This is a genomic window from uncultured Flavobacterium sp. (assembly GCF_951805225.1).
Lineage (GTDB): Bacteria > Bacteroidota > Bacteroidia > Flavobacteriales > Flavobacteriaceae > Flavobacterium.
Genome location: NZ_OX638201.1, coordinates 5,224,017 through 5,242,738, shown reverse-complemented (window position 1 = coordinate 5,242,738; position 18,722 = coordinate 5,224,017). Strand labels below are relative to the sequence as shown.

The 18,722-nt window shown below is 32.3% G+C and carries 19 protein-coding genes; 10 read left to right on the top strand and 9 right to left on the bottom strand.

Annotated elements, in window-relative coordinates:
* Nucleotides 1–93: 93 nt before the first annotated feature.
* From purH to rodA, 6 genes are all read left to right on the top strand, one after another.
* Nucleotides 94–1,620 (top strand): bifunctional phosphoribosylaminoimidazolecarboxamide formyltransferase/IMP cyclohydrolase, encoded by a 1,527-nt coding sequence (gene purH / locus WN975_RS21890; RefSeq protein ID WP_099710562.1) that lies wholly within the window; start codon nt 94–96, stop codon nt 1,618–1,620.
* A 54-nt stretch (nt 1,621–1,674) separates the two neighbouring features.
* A complete protein-coding gene (locus tag WN975_RS21885; protein ID WP_007804822.1) occupies nt 1,675–2,703 on the top strand; it encodes a rod shape-determining protein in 1,029 nt (342 codons plus the stop codon).
* Between the two features lie 112 nt (nt 2,704–2,815).
* The gene (mreC, locus tag WN975_RS21880; RefSeq protein ID WP_337968344.1) at nt 2,816–3,640 is read left to right on the top strand and encodes a rod shape-determining protein MreC; all 825 of its coding nucleotides are present in this window, start codon (nt 2,816–2,818) and stop codon (nt 3,638–3,640) included.
* Nucleotides 3,633–4,139 (top strand): rod shape-determining protein MreD, encoded by a 507-nt coding sequence (locus WN975_RS21875; RefSeq protein ID WP_337968343.1) that lies wholly within the window; start codon nt 3,633–3,635, stop codon nt 4,137–4,139. The genes mreC and WN975_RS21875 overlap by 8 nt, the downstream gene beginning before the upstream one ends.
* On the top strand, nt 4,136–6,085 hold the full coding sequence (mrdA, locus tag WN975_RS21870; RefSeq protein ID WP_337968342.1) for a penicillin-binding protein 2: 1,950 nt from the start codon (nt 4,136–4,138) through the stop codon (nt 6,083–6,085). The genes WN975_RS21875 and mrdA overlap by 4 nt, the downstream gene beginning before the upstream one ends.
* Nucleotides 6,086–6,097: 12 nt before the next feature.
* On the top strand, nt 6,098–7,333 hold the full coding sequence (gene rodA, locus WN975_RS21865) for a rod shape-determining protein RodA (RefSeq protein WP_337968341.1): 1,236 nt from the start codon (nt 6,098–6,100) through the stop codon (nt 7,331–7,333).
* A gap of 299 nt (nt 7,334–7,632) precedes the next feature.
* Here rodA and WN975_RS21860 read toward each other — a convergent pair whose 3' ends face one another.
* From WN975_RS21860 to xrtF, 6 genes are all read right to left on the bottom strand, one after another.
* Nucleotides 7,633–8,313, bottom strand: coding sequence for a VTT domain-containing protein (locus WN975_RS21860; RefSeq protein WP_337968340.1), 681 nt, complete (start codon nt 8,311–8,313; stop codon nt 7,633–7,635).
* 129 nt (nt 8,314–8,442) lie between these two features.
* Nucleotides 8,443–8,787 (bottom strand): heavy-metal-associated domain-containing protein, encoded by a 345-nt coding sequence (locus tag WN975_RS21855; protein WP_337968339.1) that lies wholly within the window; start codon nt 8,785–8,787, stop codon nt 8,443–8,445.
* 29 nt (nt 8,788–8,816) lie between these two features.
* Nucleotides 8,817–10,823, bottom strand: coding sequence for a TonB-dependent receptor (locus WN975_RS21850; protein WP_337968338.1), 2,007 nt, complete (start codon nt 10,821–10,823; stop codon nt 8,817–8,819).
* Between the two features lie 115 nt (nt 10,824–10,938).
* Nucleotides 10,939–11,337 carry a hypothetical protein gene (locus WN975_RS21845; RefSeq protein ID WP_337968337.1) on the bottom strand — a complete coding sequence of 133 codons (399 nt, stop codon included), beginning with the start codon at nt 11,335–11,337 and terminating at the stop codon, nt 10,939–10,941.
* 46 nt (nt 11,338–11,383) lie between these two features.
* Nucleotides 11,384–11,833 carry an exosortase F system-associated protein gene (locus WN975_RS21840; RefSeq protein WP_337968336.1) on the bottom strand — a complete coding sequence of 150 codons (450 nt, stop codon included), beginning with the start codon at nt 11,831–11,833 and terminating at the stop codon, nt 11,384–11,386.
* Nucleotides 11,823–12,359 carry an exosortase family protein XrtF gene (gene xrtF, locus WN975_RS21835; RefSeq protein ID WP_337968335.1) on the bottom strand — a complete coding sequence of 179 codons (537 nt, stop codon included), beginning with the start codon at nt 12,357–12,359 and terminating at the stop codon, nt 11,823–11,825. The genes WN975_RS21840 and xrtF overlap by 11 nt, the downstream gene beginning before the upstream one ends.
* 72 nt (nt 12,360–12,431) lie before the next feature.
* On the opposite strand from xrtF, the gene WN975_RS21830 reads away from it, so the two are divergent.
* The 4 genes from WN975_RS21830 (at nt 12,432) to WN975_RS21815 (ending at nt 16,537) form a co-directional block, all read left to right on the top strand.
* Nucleotides 12,432–12,887, top strand: a complete 456-nt coding sequence (locus WN975_RS21830; RefSeq protein WP_337968334.1) for a GAF domain-containing protein — start codon at nt 12,432–12,434, stop codon at nt 12,885–12,887.
* A gap of 39 nt (nt 12,888–12,926) precedes the next feature.
* Nucleotides 12,927–13,883 carry an energy transducer TonB gene (locus tag WN975_RS21825; RefSeq protein ID WP_337968333.1) on the top strand — a complete coding sequence of 319 codons (957 nt, stop codon included), beginning with the start codon at nt 12,927–12,929 and terminating at the stop codon, nt 13,881–13,883.
* Nucleotides 13,884–13,971: 88 nt separating this feature from the next.
* Nucleotides 13,972–14,238: a 30S ribosomal protein S15 gene (gene rpsO, locus WN975_RS21820; RefSeq protein WP_099710550.1), complete on the top strand. Its 267-nt coding sequence runs from the start codon at nt 13,972–13,974 to the stop codon at nt 14,236–14,238.
* Between the two features lie 163 nt (nt 14,239–14,401).
* Nucleotides 14,402–16,537 carry a polyribonucleotide nucleotidyltransferase gene (locus WN975_RS21815; protein WP_121327219.1) on the top strand — a complete coding sequence of 712 codons (2,136 nt, stop codon included), beginning with the start codon at nt 14,402–14,404 and terminating at the stop codon, nt 16,535–16,537.
* Nucleotides 16,538–16,636: 99 nt separating this feature from the next.
* On the opposite strand, the gene WN975_RS21810 is transcribed toward WN975_RS21815, so the two are convergent.
* The 3 genes from WN975_RS21810 to WN975_RS21800 are packed head-to-tail and all read right to left on the bottom strand — an operon-like array spanning nt 16,637 to nt 18,619.
* Nucleotides 16,637–17,239, bottom strand: a complete 603-nt coding sequence (locus tag WN975_RS21810; protein ID WP_337968332.1) for a CDP-alcohol phosphatidyltransferase family protein — start codon at nt 17,237–17,239, stop codon at nt 16,637–16,639.
* A gap of 15 nt (nt 17,240–17,254) precedes the next feature.
* Complete coding sequence (locus WN975_RS21805) at nt 17,255–17,872, bottom strand: hypothetical protein (protein WP_337968331.1); 618 nt, start codon at nt 17,870–17,872, stop codon at nt 17,255–17,257.
* A gap of 3 nt (nt 17,873–17,875) precedes the next feature.
* Complete coding sequence (locus WN975_RS21800; RefSeq protein ID WP_337968330.1) at nt 17,876–18,619, bottom strand: hypothetical protein; 744 nt, start codon at nt 18,617–18,619, stop codon at nt 17,876–17,878.
* Nucleotides 18,620–18,722: the final 103 nt, after the last annotated feature.

Sequence of the window (18,722 nt, the reverse complement as noted above, 5' to 3'; positions counted from 1 at the left end):
TCAGTAGTTTTTTTTAGCATAATGTTACATTAATTTTCTTTAAAATAATATTTAAAAAAACTACTTTTGCAGTCTGAAAATCATAACTACACAATGAGCACAACTAAAACAATACAATCAGCATTAATTTCAGTTTTTTCGAAAGACGGACTGGAGCCAATCGTTAGAAAATTACACGAACAAAATGTAACACTTTACTCGACTGGAGGAACAGAAGATTTTATTAAAAATCTTGGAATTCCTGTAGTTCCTGTTGAAGATATTACTTCATTTCCGGAAATTCTTGGAGGAAGAGTAAAAACGTTACACCCGAAAATTTTTGGTGGAATTTTGAACCGTCAGGATAACGAAAGTGATGTTCAACAAATGAAGGAATTTGATATTCCTCAAATCGATTTGGTAATTGTTGATTTGTATCCGTTTGAAAAAACTGTTGCTTCTGGTGCAAGCGAACAAGATATTATCGAAAAAATTGATATTGGCGGAATTTCTTTAATTCGTGCTGGTGCAAAAAACTTCAAAGACACTGTAATTGTGGCTTCTGTTAATGAATATAGCTTGCTTCTTGATTTGATCACAGAACAAAATGGAGCTACAACTCTAGAAAACAGAAGATTGCTTGCTACAAAAGCATTCCACGTTTCATCTCACTATGATGGGGCGATTTTTAATTATTTCAATACAGATGAAACTATCTATAAAGAAAGCATTGCTGACGGTCAGGTTTTAAGATACGGAGAAAATCCACATCAAAAAGGATTCTTTTTTGGAGATTTTGATGCAATGTTCAAGAAAGTTCACGGAAAAGAGTTATCTTACAACAACTTACTGGATGTTGACGCTGCAGTAAACTTAATTAACGAGTTTAAAACTGACGGACCAACTTTTGCAATTTTAAAACATAATAACGCTTGTGGTTTAGCCTCAAGAAAAACAATTAGCGAAGCATATTTAGCAGCTTTAGCTTGCGATCCAACATCTGCATTTGGTGGAGTTTTGATTGCAAATACCAAAATTGATTTGGCTACAGCTCAGGAAATCAACAAATTATTTTGTGAAGTAGTAATTGCTCCAAGTTATGATGATGATGCAATTGCAGTTTTACAAGAAAAGAAAAACAGAATTATATTAGTTCAAAATGAAGTTGAATTACCTTCAAGACAAGTAAGAACATGTCTTAATGGTTTGTTAATTCAGGACAGAAATAATATTACGGATAATAAAGAGCATTTAAAAACCGTTACAATTACAGAGCCAACCGCTCAAGAAATAGAAGATTTGATATTTGCTTCAAAAATTTGTAAAAACACAAAATCAAACACGATTGTTTTTGCAAAAAACGGAACATTAATTTCTTCAGGTACTGGCCAGACATCAAGAGTTGATGCTTTGGTACAAGCTGTAGATAAAGCTAAAGCTTTTGGATTTGATTTAACCGGTGCTTCAATGGCAAGTGATGCATTTTTCCCATTTCCGGATTGTGTAGAATTAGCCAAAAAAGCAGGAATTACAGCTGTAATTCAGCCGGGAGGTTCAATAAAAGACGAATTAAGCATAAATTATTGCAATGAAAATAATGTTGCAATGGTATTTACAGGAACACGTCATTTTAAACATTAATTTGTTTAACTTTGTTCAAAATAATTTATAACATTTTAAACCCCTAAAAAACTTATGGGATTTTTTGATTTCATGACCGAGGATATTGCGATAGACCTTGGTACCGCAAACACTTTAATCATTCACAATGATAAAGTTGTTATTGATAGTCCATCAATCGTTGCACGTGATAGAATATCAGGCAAAATCATTGCTGTTGGTAAGGAAGCTAATATGATGCAAGGTAAGACACATGAAAACATAAAGACCATAAGGCCTTTGAAAGATGGTGTAATTGCAGATTTTGATGCTTCGGAAAAAATGATCAATATGTTCATCAAAAGTATACCAGCATTGAAAAAAAGAATGTTTACTCCAGCTTTACGTATGGTAGTTTGTATTCCTTCTGGTATTACTGAGGTTGAGATGAGAGCTGTAAAGGAATCTTGTGAGAGAGTAAACGGAAAAGAAGTTTACTTAATTCATGAGCCTATGGCAGCTGCAATTGGTATTGGTATCGATATCATGCAACCAAAAGGAAACATGATTGTTGATATTGGAGGTGGTACAACTGAGATTGCTGTAATTGCTTTAGGAGGAATTGTATGTGACAAATCTGTGAAAATTGCAGGTGACGTTTTTACAAATGATATCGTTTATTACATGCGTACACAACACAATCTTTTTGTGGGAGAAAGTACTGCTGAAAAAATAAAAATTCAAATTGGTGCTGCTATCGAAGATTTAGATGGACCACCAGAAGATATGTCAGTTCAAGGTAGAGATTTACTTACTGGTAAACCTAAACAAGTTGATGTTTCTTACCGTGAAATTGCAAAAGCATTAGACAAATCTATTCAACGTATTGAAGATGCTGTAATGGAAACGTTATCTCAAACTCCGCCTGAATTAGCAGCAGATATTTACAATACTGGTATTTACTTAGCTGGTGGAGGATCTATGCTTAGAGGTCTTGATAAACGTATTTCGCAAAAAACAGATTTACCTGTTTACATTGCCGAAGATCCATTAAGAGCTGTAGTTCGTGGAACTGGAATGGCACTTAAAAACATTGCAAAATTTAAAAGTATCTTAATCAAATAAGATTCAAAATAGTAATCAATATTTTTTTTTATAAGAGTTGAATTAATTGAATTCAACTCTTATAAAATTTGAAACCATAAGCATATCCTGAAACAAAATAACCAAACAAGAAATGCAGCAAATTTTTAATTTCATTATAAGAAACAGTAATCGATTGCTGTTTTTGCTGCTTTTAGGTATTTCGTTGACTCTCACAATTCAATCGCATTCCTACCATAGAAGCAAAGTAATCAGTTCTGCCAACTTTTTGAGCGGAGGTGTTTATGAAAGAATCAATCGTGTTAATGAATATTTGAATCTAAAAACTGAAAATGACGAACTTGTGTTGGAAAATGCAAGATTAAAAAGTTTATTATTCAATAAAGAAGACACTACAAAAATACCTCTTGCCGATAGCATAAAAGGAGTAAAACCTGCAGATATTATTGTTTCAAAAGTTATTCATAACTCATACAACACGCACGAAAACTTCATTACTCTGAATTCAGGAGTAAATGACGGCGTTAAACCGGATATGGGTGTAATCAACAGTTTAGGAATTGTTGGGGTTATCGACGATACTTCTCCAAGATATTCTACTGTTGTTAGTATTTTGAATATGAAATCGCAAATCAACGCCAAGATTAAAAAATCAAACCACTTTGGTTCTTTAACCTGGGACGGAAAAAGCACAGGATTTGTTCAATTAGAGGATGTTCCTAGATTAGCTTCGATCAGAAAAGGCGATACAATTGTTACAGGTGGACAATCTGTAATTTTCCCGGAAGGAATCAATATTGGTACGGTTGATAAAATTTTCATCAAGAAAAACACAAGTTACTATGTTATAAACGTTAAACTATTTAACGATATGACAAACTTAGGACATGTTTATATTATCAAAAGTAAGGACAGAGAAGAACTTATTAATTTAGAAAACAAGGAAAAAGATGAATAGCGCTTTGTTAGTCAATATTTTTCGATTTATTATGTTACTAACAATTCAGGTTGTTATTTTCAATAATATGAATTTTTTAGGGTACATAAGTCCCTTCCCATACATCCTATACATTATTTTGTACCCGGTAAACAGCAACAGAACTGGTTTAATCATCTCTAGTTTTTTACTAGGATTAACAATGGATATGTTTTGTAACTCGGGCGGAATTCATGCTACAGCTTGCGTAATATTAGCATATTACCGACCGTATATTTTTAAGTTTTCATTTGGACTGAGCTACGAATATCAAACTATTAGATTAAACGAATCATTAACCCCAGAGCGATTTTCATTTATTTTAGTTTCTGTTCTATTACATCACATTGTATTGTTTATCCTTCTGGCTTTTCAATTTAATTTTATTTGGGATGTTTTACTCCGAACTTTGTTTAGCTCTATATTCACAATAATTACTTCAATCATAATAATTTATCTTATTAAGCCCAATAAAAGATGAGAAAAGTTCTGCTGCCCTCTTTAATTATTATTGCAGCATCTTTGCTAGTGATTAGGATATTTTATTTGCAAATTATTGACGATTCCTTCAAATTGAAATCAGAAAATAATGCAATAAAGAAGAAGTATGATTACCCTGAAAGAGGTTACATTTATGATAGACACGGCAAATTATTAGTTGCCAATCAAGCTTCATATGATATAATGGTTATTCCAAGAGAGATTAAAGAAGACCTTAATGTCAACGAATTCTGCGCCTTATTAAACATAACGAGAGAAGAATACGACAAAAGAATTGCAAAAGCAAAAGTCTACAGTCCAAGGCTTCCTTCTGTATTTCTGGCACAATTAAATAAAAATGAATTTGCTGCTTTTCAGGAAAAAATCAGAAAATTTGAAGGTTTCTACTTCCAGAAAAGATCACTTCGTGATTACGAAGTAGATTATGGTGCAAATATCTTTGGTTTTATCACACAAGTAACTGAAGGTTTAATTGCCAAAAATCCCTATTATAATAGTGGAGATTTAATTGGACAACAAGGTGTAGAACAAAGCTACGAAGAAATTTTACGCGGAATAAAAGGTGTAAAATACATTCAAAAAGATAAATATAACAGAGAAATTGGCTCTTATAAAGATGGTAAATACGACACAATCGCAGTTGCCGGAGAAGATATTAACCTAACGATTGATGCTGAGCTTCAAAAGTATGGAGAAGAATTAATGATCAATAAAAGAGGCGGAATTGTTGCTATTGAACCTAAGTCTGGAGAAATTCTGGCATTGGTTACCGCACCATCTTATGATCCGGGAATTTTAGTTGGAAGACAAAGATCTAAAAACTATACTCTTTTATATCATGATTCGATTGCAAAACCTTTATACGACAGAGGACTTCTGGCAGAATATCCTCCAGGTTCGCCATTTAAGATTTTAACTGGTCTTGTAGCATTACAAGAAGGTGTTATTAATGAACAAACTACATTTATGTGTCACCATGGATTTAGTTATGGTCGAGGTCGTTTCATGAAATGTCACGGTTTTGGTCCTCACCAATTACATAACGGAATCTATAATTCTTGTAATACTTATTTTGCACAGGCATATATGTTGACCATTAACAAATACAACAATCCTGCAAAAGCTGTTGATGTTTGGAGTGATCACGTAAAAAGTTTTGGTTTAGGTCAATTTATGGGATACGATTTACCAATTGGTAAAAGAGGAAATGTTCCAACATCTAAAACCTATAAAAAAATCTATCCTAACGGAGGTTGGAGAAGCACAACGATTGTATCCAATGCAATTGGTCAGGGAGAAGTTTTAATGACTCCAATTCAGTTGGCAAACATGATGGCTACAGTCGCAAATCAAGGTTATTATTATACGCCTCATATCATTAAAAAGATTGAGGGAAAAAAAATCGATGCTAAGTTTACGACTAAACACGAAACCACAATCGATAAAAAATATTTTCCACCAGTAATAAGTGGTTTATTTGACGTTTATAATAAAGGAACTGCTTACGCCCTTAGAGTTGAAGGTATAGATATTTGCGGAAAAACAGGTACTGCCGAAAACTATGCAAAAATTGACGGTGTCAGAACAAAGCTAAAAGATCACTCTATATTTGTGGCTTTTGCTCCAAAAGACAACCCGAAAATCGCTATTGCAATTATGATTGAAAACGGAGGTTTTGGTGCTACAGTTGCAGGACCAATCGCCAGTTTGATGATCGAGAAATATTTGAGACATAAAATCACAAGAAACGACTTAGAAATTCGCGTTTTAAATAAAAGCTTAGCAAGCGAATATGCAAAACTTGGCGGAATGACTGAAGCTAGTGCGATTGAATCTACTCCAAAAGATTCTGTTATGAAAGCTAAAATTGTAAAACCAAAAGTAGAAGTAAAAAACATCCCTATTGACACCACTAAAGACAATTAAAGATTATTTCAAATGAAAAATCAAAGTGTAAAAAATAACATTGACTGGATAAGCGTTTTTATCTATATCGCGTTAGTGACATTAGGGTGGCTAAATATTTATTCATCATCATTATTATCGACTGAAGGAACTTATCAAAAACAATTAATCTTTATTGGTTGTACTATTCCTTTGATTTTTGTCGTGCTTTTTGTTGATGGTAAGTTCTATGAAAAATATGCTAGTATAATTTTTGGAGTTGCTTTATTATCACTAGCCGGATTATTTCTATTCGGAAAAACTATTGCAGGTCAAAGATGTTGGTATGCCATTGGAAGCTTTACATTACAACCTTCTGAATTTGCAAAAGCCGCTACATCATTGGCATTAGCCAAATATCTAAGTGATACTCAGATCAATCTAAAAGAGACAAACAGGCAAATTCAGGCATTGGCAATTGTATTTTTACCTGTATTATTGATTTTACCTCAACCAGATCCGGGAAGCGCCTTAATCTATAGTATATTTATCGTTGTACTATACAGAGAAGGATTACCATCTTGGTATGTTTGGACTGGTTTTATTACTATTTTATTATTTGTATTAACACTCGTTTTAGAACCATATGCCGTTATTTTAATCGCTTTTGGAGTATTGGCAATCATACATTTTAAAGGCAGAGTCGTAGATAGAAACATTATTCTAAGTGGTATTTTATTAGCTATTATTTCAGCTTTTGTATTATCTGTAGATTATGTTTTTGATCATATTTTTAAGCAACACCACCGTGATCGTTTCAATATTTTACTAGGTAAAACTGTCGACATGAAAGGTATTGGATATAATACCAATCAATCGGAAATTGCAATTGGATCTGGAGGCTGGATCGGAAAAGGTTTCTTAGAAGGAACACAAACCAAAGGAGGATTCGTTCCTGAACAACATACAGATTACATCTTTACCACTGTTGGAGAAGAATGGGGCTTTGTTGGTTCATTAGTTGTTATTTCGCTTTTTGTTGGTTTATTTTTAAGAGTAATTTATCTGGCCGAAAGACAAAAAACAAAATTCAGCAGGGTTTACGGTTACTGTGTGGCAGGAATTCTATTTACTCACTTTTTTGTAAATATTGCAATGGTTATTGGAATTTTCCCAACAATTGGAGTTCCTCTGCCCTTCTTTTCTTATGGAGGTTCAGGACTTTGGGGATTCACCATTTTACTGTTTATCTTCTTAAAAATGGATGCGAATAAAGTAAATGAATGGTAGTTTTTATAATTGTAAATTATTAATTGTTGATTATTGTTTTCTAGAAATTTACTTCTGCATCAGCAAATAATTTATAAAAGACTTTACTTTACTTAATTCAGCAACTAGATAACTTATTCAATTAGAGTTATATTTCTTGATTTAAACAAGGAATAAAAGCCATTGTTATAATTATCTTAATAGAGTCAACAGTTCAAACCGCGAGCTATATAAAAAACAGATTCATTCCTAAAAAAATACAGATATAAAAAAAGTCCGAAGTTTAAACTTCGGACTTTTTTTATGTTTGATTTTATTACTTATACATTTTCACTTGGTCTTTTCTTCATAAGCTTAAGAAGAACCGGAAATGTAGATATAATTATAATAATTATAATAATGTATTCTATGTGTTCTTTTAAATCGATTCCTTGTTTCAAAAATACTCCATATAAATAATGTCCTGAAAAGATCAATATAAAAGACCATAAAAATGAACTTAATATATTGAAGAACATAAACTTCTTTTTATCCATAGAAACTATTCCTGCGATGATTGGTGCAAAAGTTCTGAAAATTGGTAAGAAACGCGCATAAATAATTGCTTTTCCTCCATATTTTTCAAAGAAATCTTTCGATTGAAGCAGGTATTTCTTTTTAAACCAGAAAGTATCTTCTTTTTTAAATAAATAGTAACCACTTTTGGCTCCAAACCAGTAACCTGTCATATTTCCTAAGACTCCCATAACTGCAACCAGAAACGAAAGCAAGAATACATTAATAAAATCACCTGGAATGTGTATCACATTTTCAATTAAATCACGACTGTAAATACCTGCCAAAAAAAGCAAACTATCTCCTGGTAGAAAAAAACCTGCAAAAAGTCCTGTTTCGGCAAAAACGATAAACAAAACAATATATAAACCAATTTGAAAACCGCCAATACTTAAGGTAATATAAAATTCAGGGTTGACTAATTGAGTCCAATCAAAATTATTCATAAAATGAGGTTGGTTACATTTATAAGTTCGTGAAAGTAACAATAATTTACTTTAACCACAATAAAATACGGTATTTTAAAGATAAATTAACTATTAAAAAAGCCCAAGTTATACTTGGGCTCTCTATGTTTATTCTTCCCTTACATATTTACAACATGAATGCAAATTAGCATAATCAGATTCCGTTGCTTTAACTTCTTTAGTATCATGCCCTACTTTGGCAATTGCTTTGTTTAAATCTGCTGGCGACGATTTTTCTTCGTTTAGAATTACCGTTAATTGATGTGAACTTATATCCCAACTTGCCGTTTTAACTCCGGGAACACCAAACGCAGCTTTTTCGATACGTTTTTTACATTGCTCACAATTACCATTTACTTCTGTAGTATATTTCAAATTCTTGTTTTTCTTAGTTTGGGCTTGTGCCGAAAATCCTAAAAAAGTAACTAATGCGATTAAAAGTATATTTTTCATTTTGTCTATTATTAAAGTTTATAAATTTATTATTTTATTTTAAATCGTAATCCTGCATAATACATTTGTCCAAAAATTGGCGCATATGCAACAGAAGCATCAAAATTAGGTCCAAATGGATCTTCGGCACCCAAAATTGCTTTCTGTTGTTTATAATTTCCAATATTTTCTCCTCCAACATACACTTCAAAAACAGGCGAAATTACTCTTGTAACCTGCATATTCATAACGGCATAAGATGGCGAAAAATCCGGAAACTGATCTTCTACAGGATTTGATGCCGTATATGGTAATTGTTGTTTTCCTGACCAGTTAAAAGTATAATCAAACTTCCATTGTTTTCCATCGTTCAGTTGAGTTTCGTATTCCAGATTTCCTAAAAAACGATGTTTTGCCTGCAACGGACGCTGAAAAGTTCCTCTTAAATAATCGGTTTGAATGTCATAATATTTATAAGCAGTTCTCAAATTCAAATTATGAATCAACTCATAATTGAATTCAAACTGAAAACTATTCGCAAATGAACTTCCTTTTAGATTATAAAACAAAACTTCTTGCGGACTTTGCATTAAATCTACAACAGCCTGATTTTGAAAATCGGTTCTATAGAAATCAAATCCAGCTTCGGCATTTTTATTGAAAATTTTAAATTTCTGAGAAAAACTAATGCCGTAATTCCAGGCGATTTCAGGATTCAATCCATAAATTTTCCCGCCATTATCTAAAATAGAAAATGTTCTGGAACTTGCAAAAAGCTGTTGATTCTCAGCAAAAATATTAGCCGAACGTTTTCCTCTTCCCGCAGAAAATCGGATAACTCCATCTTTCCACGGATTATATCTCACGTGTAAACGCGGTGTAACAAAAAAACCTAAACGATTATGATTGTCAACTCGTCCTCCAAGAATCAAGCTAAAGTTATCTGTATTATCATATGTATATTCGAAGAACGCTCCAACTGAATTATCAATTCGGCTATAATCAGTTACGTTCACAAATTCCTGATATTGATCATACGTAAAGTTCAAACCTGTCGAGAACTTATGCATGGTATTATTTATAATCGAATTGAAAATTAAATTCGAATAGAAACTATTTTGCTTAATATCATACAAATTCAAACCAAAATAAGAGTTTTGATTATGACTATTAAAAGCATTCTGAAAACCGATACTTTGATACGGCATATCTTTAAAAACGTATCCTATTTTTGTCGAAACATCAAAACGTTCTGTGTTGATTTCTGAACCCCAATGATTCGTTGTTCCGCGATCTCTGTCTTTATCAAAATCAACTTCTCCGGTTTGTTTTTTATCATTCATATATCTAAAATTGATAAAACTCACCAAACCACTTTCGGCATCATAATATTGATAACGGTTCAAAACGTTGATTTGTTTCCCTAAAGGATTATCCAGAAAACCATCGTTATTCATATCGTTTTTTGCGACACGGGCATTTCCATGAACAAACAAACTTGTCGCCCATTTATCAGATAGTTTTTTATTGAAATGTGTATTTACTTCAAATCTTGCATCGGTAGAACCATAAACATTCAAAAAGAACGGAATGTCATTTAATGGTTTTAAAAGCTCTGTATTAATTTGTCCCGAAATACTTTCGTAACCATTGATTACGCTTCCGGCTCCTTTAGTAATCTGAACGCTTTCGATCCAGGTTCCGGGAGTAAATGACAATCCATAAGCTTGAGAAGCCCCACGAACCGAAGGAATATTTTCCTCGGTAATCATTAGATATGGGCTTGTAAGTCCCAACATTTTTATTTGTTTCGTTCCTGTCAAAGCATCAGAGAAATTGACATCGATTGAGGGATTTGTTTCGAAACTTTCGGCCAAATTACAACATGCCGCTTTAAGCAATTCTTTACTTGTAATTACGGATGTATTTGAGGTAAGGGTATAAGATTTTTTTATTCCTTTTTGCTTCTTTGTGATCTTAACTTCCTGTAAATCTTCTTGTGAAAAAGCAGCAACAGAAAATAAAATCATACAAAAAAGCACGATATTTTTTTGCATAAAAAATGATTTTAATGTTAATTAGAAAAACTGTTTTATAGAAATTTTCTTTAGACGAAAAATAACCAAACAGTATAGCCCAAGCCAATAAACAGCTTGATTCTAAACATTAAAATCAGGAATAAAAAATGTATTGGTTGTATAATTTAAATAGTGGCGGCGCATTCGCGTCAGAATAATACGAAGTAATTTGATTGTTTTTGAAATTTGGAATTGATACAAAAACAATTGGTTTATATTCTTGAATTACCGCTGGAAAAGCTAATTGGAAGAAGAAAATCTTAAAAGTAGCATTATCCGATTTTTTTTCGAAATGAACTACTTTGTCTTTACAACAAGATGATTTCTTTTCAGTATCTCCACAACATTTCTTTTCTGGAGATGCAGAAGCCGAAGTATTTAATGAAACAGAAGCTATTTCGCCTCCACAATAATGCACATCAAAAGCAAAGCCTATGTTGGAAACCAACAATAGGAAAGCTAGAAATAATCCTGTGCACTTCTTTAGATTCATACTGCAAAACTAGCTAAAAAGTCTTGAAAAAAAATTTAATAATATGTTATTTTTTAAGATTTTGTTGCTGATAATAAAACGCAGGAATAAACAACAATACAAATATGGGCTGAATAATAAATCGTCTTACATAAAAAAGAAGCCAGTTTGCACCTGGAAAATATTCGATAATCATAAAAAACATTACAAACAGAAGCACCAGAAAAAAACCATACATATAGGTACTGAATTTCAGAATTTCTTTATCCTGAAATAATGTATAGATTAATACTAAAGACAAAATACTATTTAGAATATATCGCAGAAAAAGCCCTATAAAAAGCTTAAAAGAATCAACTTTAGGAAAAGGCAAATTTTTAAAATCAAATTTAGTAAAGTAATTCAAAAAAGGATCGTAAAACAATTGATCTTCAAACTGTCTGATAACTCCAAAACAAAACACAACCAGAATCGAAACCAGAATTTTTAATTTGTGTTCCTTTATATTATCTAGCATATTTTGAAAATTTATTAATCCAAATAACCCATAAAACAAATACTAACCCATATATAACTAAAGGGAAAAAGACGCTATGTAAAAAATGTGCGTATTCAGGAAAATGATACATCAGAACCACTAATAATGCAATTCGGATAACATTAAAAATATAGATCAGCAGAACTCCAAATAAGATGAAAAGAAACGTTTGTTTAAATTTTCCTGAGAAAGCCACAACAAACGAAACAAACAAAATAACGACACTAACAGCATTGCAACCTTCAATGATTCGTGTCATATATCTATAATTATAAAAAACATCCAACCAGGAATCTGACCATTTTTTATCTACTATAATATCACAATTGAACAATTTCATTAATTGTTCAACATTGCGAGCTACAGCTTTTGTAATTCCGTCAACGTCACTCACTTGAAAACTATCCAAATAGCACTTATAAATAAAGGTAAGCACAATATAGGTAACAAAAAAAGTACCTATAAAAATCAGGAAGGGTTTGAACTGTATTAAATATTTTCTCAAGTGGATTTTTTTTTCAAATTTATGTATTTTTTGAGTTTAGCTTTAAATACTTTTGTATAAAATTTTTATATCATGACATTTCAAGAATTACAACCAAAAATAAGCGCAATTGTAGCTGACACTAATACTCTTAGAGACGAAAAACTATTAGCCATTTGCCAACTTTTAAATGCAAATGTAGAATATTATAACTGGGTTGGTTTTTATTTTGCCAATCACGAAAATAAAACTTTGCATTTAGGCCCTTATGTAGGCGCAGAAACTGATCATACTGTTATTCCGTTTGGAAAAGGAATTTGTGGTCAAGTAGCTGAAAGCAATGCCAATTTTGTGGTGCCTGACGTTGCTGCTCAGGACAATTATATCGCGTGTAGTTTTACAGTGAAATCTGAAATCGTGGTTCCTCTATTTGTTGACGGAGTAAATATTGGTCAAATCGATATTGACAGTCACGTAATCGACCCTTTTACAGAAGCTGACGAAAGATTTTTAGAGTTCGTAAATCTAGAAGTTGCCAAATTGTACTAAAAATAATACATTCGCGTAACTTTATTTTTAAATTCTTTTATGAAACTAATTTTACGCGTTTTCTTTTTCCTCTTAATTTCAACAAAGCTATTTTCTCAGACGCCAACAGCAGTAAGCAAACTAGTTTATTTAGATTCGATGTGGGCAGAAACCACTGAAGAAAAACATCAATATACAAGATTGATTCTGGAATACTACTCAGAAAAAAAGATTTACATTTTTAAAGATTTTTACAAGTCTAAAGCTTTAAAAATGATTAGTTCTTCGTCAGACAAAGACGTTATACGTAAAGAAGGACAAACCATCTACTATTATGAAAGTGGAAATAAAGAATCATCTGTTTTTTATTCGAATGGAAAAAAAATTGGAAAAGAATATAATTGGTATGATAACGGAAATTTAAAATCTGAACTTGAATATTTCGAAAACAAGGACAAAAAAGAAGATTATAAAATTAATAATTATTGGAATCTTCAAAAAGAGCGAAAAGTAGCAGACGGAAATGGCGACTATGAAGATGTAGATGAAAATGGTTATGAAGAAGGCGGTAAAATAAAAGATGGAGTTCCTGATGGTATCTGGAAAGGAAAAAGTTTAAAACAGAAGTACACTTTCGTTGAAAATTATAAAAACGGTAAATTAATCTCTGGGATAACTACAGATTCTTTAAATATAGAACACCCTTACGATATTGTTTATCAACCTCCGACTCCAAAAAAGGGCATCGATTCTTTTTATAAATTTGTTGGACAAAACCTTCACATCCCTCAAGAAGCAAGAGGTAAAATTGCTGGAAAGATACATCTGTCTTTTATAGTAGATAAAAATGGTAAATTGGTTGAACCAACAATTCTAAAAGGAATTGGTCATGGATTGGACGAAAGTGCTATTAATGTAATCACATTTGCTAAAAACTGGAATCCAGGGATAAAAAGAGGAATGTCGGTACGGGTTAAATATACATTACCTATTACAATTGCAAAAAACACCCCATAAAATTCGTTTTTCCAAAAAAAAGTACTAATTTTGCACCCGTCTTACAAAAGTTGTATGACATACATAAAAATCATTAAATAATATTGGAATGTATTTAAGTAAAGAGAAAAAAGAAGAGATTTTCGCACAACACGGTGGTGCAACAAACACTGGAAGCGCAGAAGGTCAGATTGCATTGTTCACGTACAGAATTTCACACTTGACTGAACACTTGAAAAAAAATCGTCACGATTACAACACTGAGCGTTCACTTGTACTATTAGTAGGTAAAAGAAGAGCTTTGTTGGATTACTTGAAAAAGAAAGAGATCAACAGATATCGTGAGATTATCAAAGTATTGAATATCAGAAAATAATCAATATAGAAAAGAGGTGCGAGAGTGCCTCTTTTTGTTTTTACATTACAAGCATTTTATAAGAAAAAAAGTTTGGTTTTTCATTGGGTTTTAGATTAACAACAACTACACACAACAACTACAACACAACTAAAACCCATTGTATAACCAATAAGGAAAAATTATGATTCCACAATTATTTGTAGAAAAAATCGATTTAGGTGATGGCAGAAGCATCACAATCGAGACAGGACGTTTAGCTAAACAAGCTGATGGTTCTGTAGTAGTAAGAATGGGCGACACGATGATACTTGCGACAGCAGTTTCAGCTCGTAGCGCTAACCCAGCGGTAGACTTTTTACCATTAACGGTAGATTACCGCGAAAAATTTGCAGCAGCTGGTCGTTTTCCAGGTGGTTTCTTCAAGAGAGAAGCGCGCCCAAGCGATAGTGAAGTATTAACAATGAGATTAGTAGACCGTGTTTTACGTCCGCTTTTCCCAGACGATTACCATGCTGAAACACAAGTTATGATTCAATTAATGTCTCATGACGAAACTGTTATGCCTGATGCTTTAGCTGGTTTAGCTGCATCTGCTGCATTAGCTGTTTCAGATATTCCTTTTTACAACTTAATTTCTGAAGTACGTGTTGCACGTATCGACGGGAAATTTGTTATTAACCCAAGCAGAGAAGATTTAGACAAATCTGACATCGACATGATGATTGGTGCTTCTATGGATTCTGTAGCAATGGTTGAAGGAGAGATGAAAGAAATTTCAGAGGCAGAAATGGTAGAAGCTATCAAATTTGCTCACGAAGCTATAAAAGTTCAAATTCAAGCGCAATTGCGTTTACAAGCTGCTTTTGGTAAAAAAGAAATTCGTACTTACGAAGGTGAGAAAGAAAACGAAGAAATTTACAAAAAAGTAAAAGCTGCAGCATATGATAAAATTTATGATATAGCTAAAGTTGGTTCAGCTAAACACGAAAGATCTGCTGCATTTGCTGAAGTAAAAGAAGAAGTTAAAGCTTTATTTACTGAAGAAGAATTAGCTGCTGATGGAGATTTAGTTTCTAAATATTTCTACAAAACAAACAAAGAAGCTGTTCGTAATGTAGTATTAGAATTAGGTGTTCGTTTAGATGGTAGAAAAACTACAGACATCAGACCAATCTGGTGTGAAACTGATTATTTACCAAGAGTTCACGGTTCATCTTTATTTACTCGTGGAGAAACTCAGGCTTTGGCAACTGTAACTTTAGGAACTTCAAGAGAAGCGAATCAAATCGATTCTCCATCTGAACAAGGTGAAGAGAAATTCTACTTACACTATAACTTCCCTCCTTTCTCAACTGGTGAAGCAAAACCACTAAGAGGTACTTCAAGAAGAGAAGTTGGTCACGGTAACTTAGCTCAAAGAGCTTTAAAAAATATGATTCCTGCTGATTGTCCTTACACAATTCGTATTGTTTCTGAGGTTTTAGAATCTAACGGTTCTTCTTCTATGGCAACAGTTTGTGCTGGAACAATGGCTTTGATGGACGCTGGAGTTCAAATGGTAAAACCAGTTTCTGGTATTGCTATGGGATTAATTACTGATGGTGAGAAATTTGCTGTATTGTCTGATATTTTAGGTGATGAAGATCACTTAGGAGATATGGACTTTAAAGTAACTGGAACTGCTGACGGTATTACAGCTTGTCAAATGGACATTAAAATTGATGGTTTACGTTACGACATTATGGAGCAAGCTTTAGGGCAAGCACGTGAAGGACGTTTACACATTTTAGGAAAATTGACTGAAACTATCGCTGCACCAAGAGCTGATGTAAAAGCTCATGCACCAAAAATCATTACCAGAACTATTCCTGGAAACTTTATTGGAGCATTGATTGGACCTGGCGGAAAAGTAATTCAGGAATTACAAAAAGCTACAGGAACAACTATTGTTATCAACGAAGTTGATGAGCAAGGTGTTATCGAAATCTTAGGTACAGATCCTGCTGGAATTGAAGCAGTATTGGCTAAAATTAAGTCAATCACTTTCAAACCACAAATGGGTGAAGCTTATGAAGTAAAAGTAATTAAAATGTTAGATTTTGGAGCTGTAGTTGAATATACTGCTGCACCAGGAAATGAAGTTTTATTACACGTTTCTGAATTAGCTTGGGAACGTACTGAAAATGTTACTGATGTTGTAAACATGGGTGATGTATTTGAAGTGAAATACCTAGGTGTTGATCCTAAAACTAAAAAAGAAAAAGTGTCAAGAAAAGCACTTTTACAAAGACCTCCACGTGAGGAGAAAAAAGAGTAATCAGATCTTAGTTTACTAAAGGTTTATTCATAGAGAAATCCCGTTTCATTTAACTGAAACGGGATTTTTTGTATTTATATCTTTTTCAAAATTAGATAATTATCCATTAAACCATTTGTGTCTCCTGATTGATTTTCCATCCCGAATTAAATAAGCATGATAAGAACTTGGAACATCATGTGTCCATTTAGGTAAAAAATAAATGATCAGATAAACATCAATATGTCCAACTATTCCAAAGAATACTGCAAGAAAAAAAGGAATTCCCGCATGACCGAAACCAATCATAGAAACAAAAGCAACAAGCAGTGTTATGCCCCATAATTTAGATAAAAGAGCGTGAGTGCATGTTTCTTTTCCAAATTTAAGAATGCTAAAAAGATAGGTCAAACCTTCCATTACAAAAATTGAAATAATCGCATATTTATAATCAATAATAATTTCAGGATTTAATAACCACGCACACCAACCTACACAAATCCAAAAAACTAAATCGACCTGACTATCCATTCTACGTAATTTTTCTGATGAAACACCAACTTTCCGAGCAATAATACCATCAAAAATATCGGTCAATAATCCGAATATCATTATCGATACTAAAATCATTCTAACATAAATAAAATTACTATTCGCAATTAAAATCATTACGAAACCCAGCAATAACCGAATACTAATAAGTAATAAAGGAACTTTTTTCATTTTTATAATTTAAATTTATTGTCTGTAAACGATTCCAAACATTAAGCTTTGGGAACCAAAATTCTTTTCAACCTGATCATTAAACAAACCGTAAGGTGACCATTGATAATGACATTGCAATCCGGTATTTCTATAATTAAGCTTTATTCCTTGCGATAAATAAAATGTCGTCAAAACTTCTCTTGTATGTTCTCCATCACCAAATTCCAATTCGTTTGGAGCATTATAAAAATTTAGAGCCAAGCCAATTCCTGAATTCCATTCTAAATTAAAATCTATTTTTCGTTGTGATAACGGAATAACTTTTGCAAAACGAGTTCCTATATTTATCGCAAAATGACTTGATTTATAGTGCACAATAGAATCCCGATATTTAAAATTGACATCTACAGGATTTTTAGGTATAAAAAAATTAAATCCAAAATCTACAAAATCTTCCCTTGTCAGTTTATTTCTAAACCAAAAACCAAATGATGGCGATAAATCAAACTTATTAGAAAGCTTACCTATTGGTTGTACAAAACCAGCTTCAACATAAACCCTCTCATATTCTTTAGACAAATCTTGAGATTCTTCTTGAGCAAACGCAAATTCTGAAAATATAAGAATCAGCAGTAATAAAAATCTTCTCATAATTTACCAGTTTAAAAAAGGCATTGACCTTTTATTATTTATATTCCAAAGACCTAATTGAAAACCTTTTGAATTTGATTTATTAAAAACACCAATCTGCAAACCCCTATTAATTCTCGTTTGATTAAAAATTCCCAAATGCAATCCCGTTAATTGATACGATTGATTGTAAATCCCAACTGTTGAGCCTGCCAAACTATTATTAGCATTATAAATCCCAACCGAAAGTCCATTTTGATGATCCGCAATTGTTCCTAAAACAGTAACCGAAAGTCCATTAAAATTTTTGAATTTATTTCCTGCAGAAACATTCAATCCATTCATACTAGTTGTGGTAAAAAAGCATCCTGTACTAATATTTAGACCATTTAATTTTAAATCAGGAGAATAATTCATATTCTTAATTTTATAATAAGCCTCAGTATTCTTAATACTATCCACTTTTTTATTATTCTTAATACTTTCCGGCAAATACATTAATGACATAAAAGCCAGAAAAGCTCCAGCAATTGGCGCCGGATTTGCTTCGACATTTAATCCGTTTATTGTTTGATTTGCCACACGTTTATTTTCAACATGCCCGATTCCGAATACAAGTCCATTTACTTTATCTACTTTTTTAGACATTGGTGAAAGGCTGAAAATTTGCGAATGCAATTCAACAGAATCTTTTTCAATTAGAACTGAATTCTGAGCGTAAGAACATCCAAAAACAAAACTTAGAATTACTAAAATTGATGTTTTCATAAAAATCATTGTTTTAAAATTACAAGGCAAACCTATTGCAATTATCACACACGTATTTGCTTAAATCAATAAAACTATTTCATATATTTGTGATTATCGCAAA

What these genes read in the sequence shown, in the direction of transcription:
- purH (WP_099710562.1), top strand. Translation starts at nt 94, where the DNA reads ATGAGCACAACTAAAACAATACAATCAGCATTAATTTCAGTTTTTTCG.
- WN975_RS21885 (WP_007804822.1), top strand. Translation starts at nt 1,675, where the DNA reads ATGGGATTTTTTGATTTCATGACCGAGGATATTGCGATAGACCTTGGT.
- mreC (WP_337968344.1), top strand. Translation starts at nt 2,816, where the DNA reads ATGCAGCAAATTTTTAATTTCATTATAAGAAACAGTAATCGATTGCTG.
- WN975_RS21875 (WP_337968343.1), top strand. Translation starts at nt 3,633, where the DNA reads ATGAATAGCGCTTTGTTAGTCAATATTTTTCGATTTATTATGTTACTA.
- mrdA (WP_337968342.1), top strand. Translation starts at nt 4,136, where the DNA reads ATGAGAAAAGTTCTGCTGCCCTCTTTAATTATTATTGCAGCATCTTTG.
- rodA (WP_337968341.1), top strand. Translation starts at nt 6,098, where the DNA reads ATGAAAAATCAAAGTGTAAAAAATAACATTGACTGGATAAGCGTTTTT.
- WN975_RS21860 (WP_337968340.1), bottom strand. Translation starts at nt 8,313, where the DNA reads ATGAATAATTTTGATTGGACTCAATTAGTCAACCCTGAATTTTATATT.
- WN975_RS21855 (WP_337968339.1), bottom strand. Translation starts at nt 8,787, where the DNA reads ATGAAAAATATACTTTTAATCGCATTAGTTACTTTTTTAGGATTTTCG.
- WN975_RS21850 (WP_337968338.1), bottom strand. Translation starts at nt 10,823, where the DNA reads ATGCAAAAAAATATCGTGCTTTTTTGTATGATTTTATTTTCTGTTGCT.
- WN975_RS21845 (WP_337968337.1), bottom strand. Translation starts at nt 11,337, where the DNA reads ATGAATCTAAAGAAGTGCACAGGATTATTTCTAGCTTTCCTATTGTTG.
- WN975_RS21840 (WP_337968336.1), bottom strand. Translation starts at nt 11,833, where the DNA reads ATGCTAGATAATATAAAGGAACACAAATTAAAAATTCTGGTTTCGATT.
- WN975_RS21830 (WP_337968334.1), top strand. Translation starts at nt 12,432, where the DNA reads ATGACATTTCAAGAATTACAACCAAAAATAAGCGCAATTGTAGCTGAC.
- WN975_RS21825 (WP_337968333.1), top strand. Translation starts at nt 12,927, where the DNA reads ATGAAACTAATTTTACGCGTTTTCTTTTTCCTCTTAATTTCAACAAAG.
- rpsO (WP_099710550.1), top strand. Translation starts at nt 13,972, where the DNA reads ATGTATTTAAGTAAAGAGAAAAAAGAAGAGATTTTCGCACAACACGGT.
- WN975_RS21815 (WP_121327219.1), top strand. Translation starts at nt 14,402, where the DNA reads ATGATTCCACAATTATTTGTAGAAAAAATCGATTTAGGTGATGGCAGA.
- WN975_RS21810 (WP_337968332.1), bottom strand. Translation starts at nt 17,239, where the DNA reads ATGAAAAAAGTTCCTTTATTACTTATTAGTATTCGGTTATTGCTGGGT.
- WN975_RS21805 (WP_337968331.1), bottom strand. Translation starts at nt 17,872, where the DNA reads ATGAGAAGATTTTTATTACTGCTGATTCTTATATTTTCAGAATTTGCG.
- WN975_RS21800 (WP_337968330.1), bottom strand. Translation starts at nt 18,619, where the DNA reads ATGAAAACATCAATTTTAGTAATTCTAAGTTTTGTTTTTGGATGTTCT.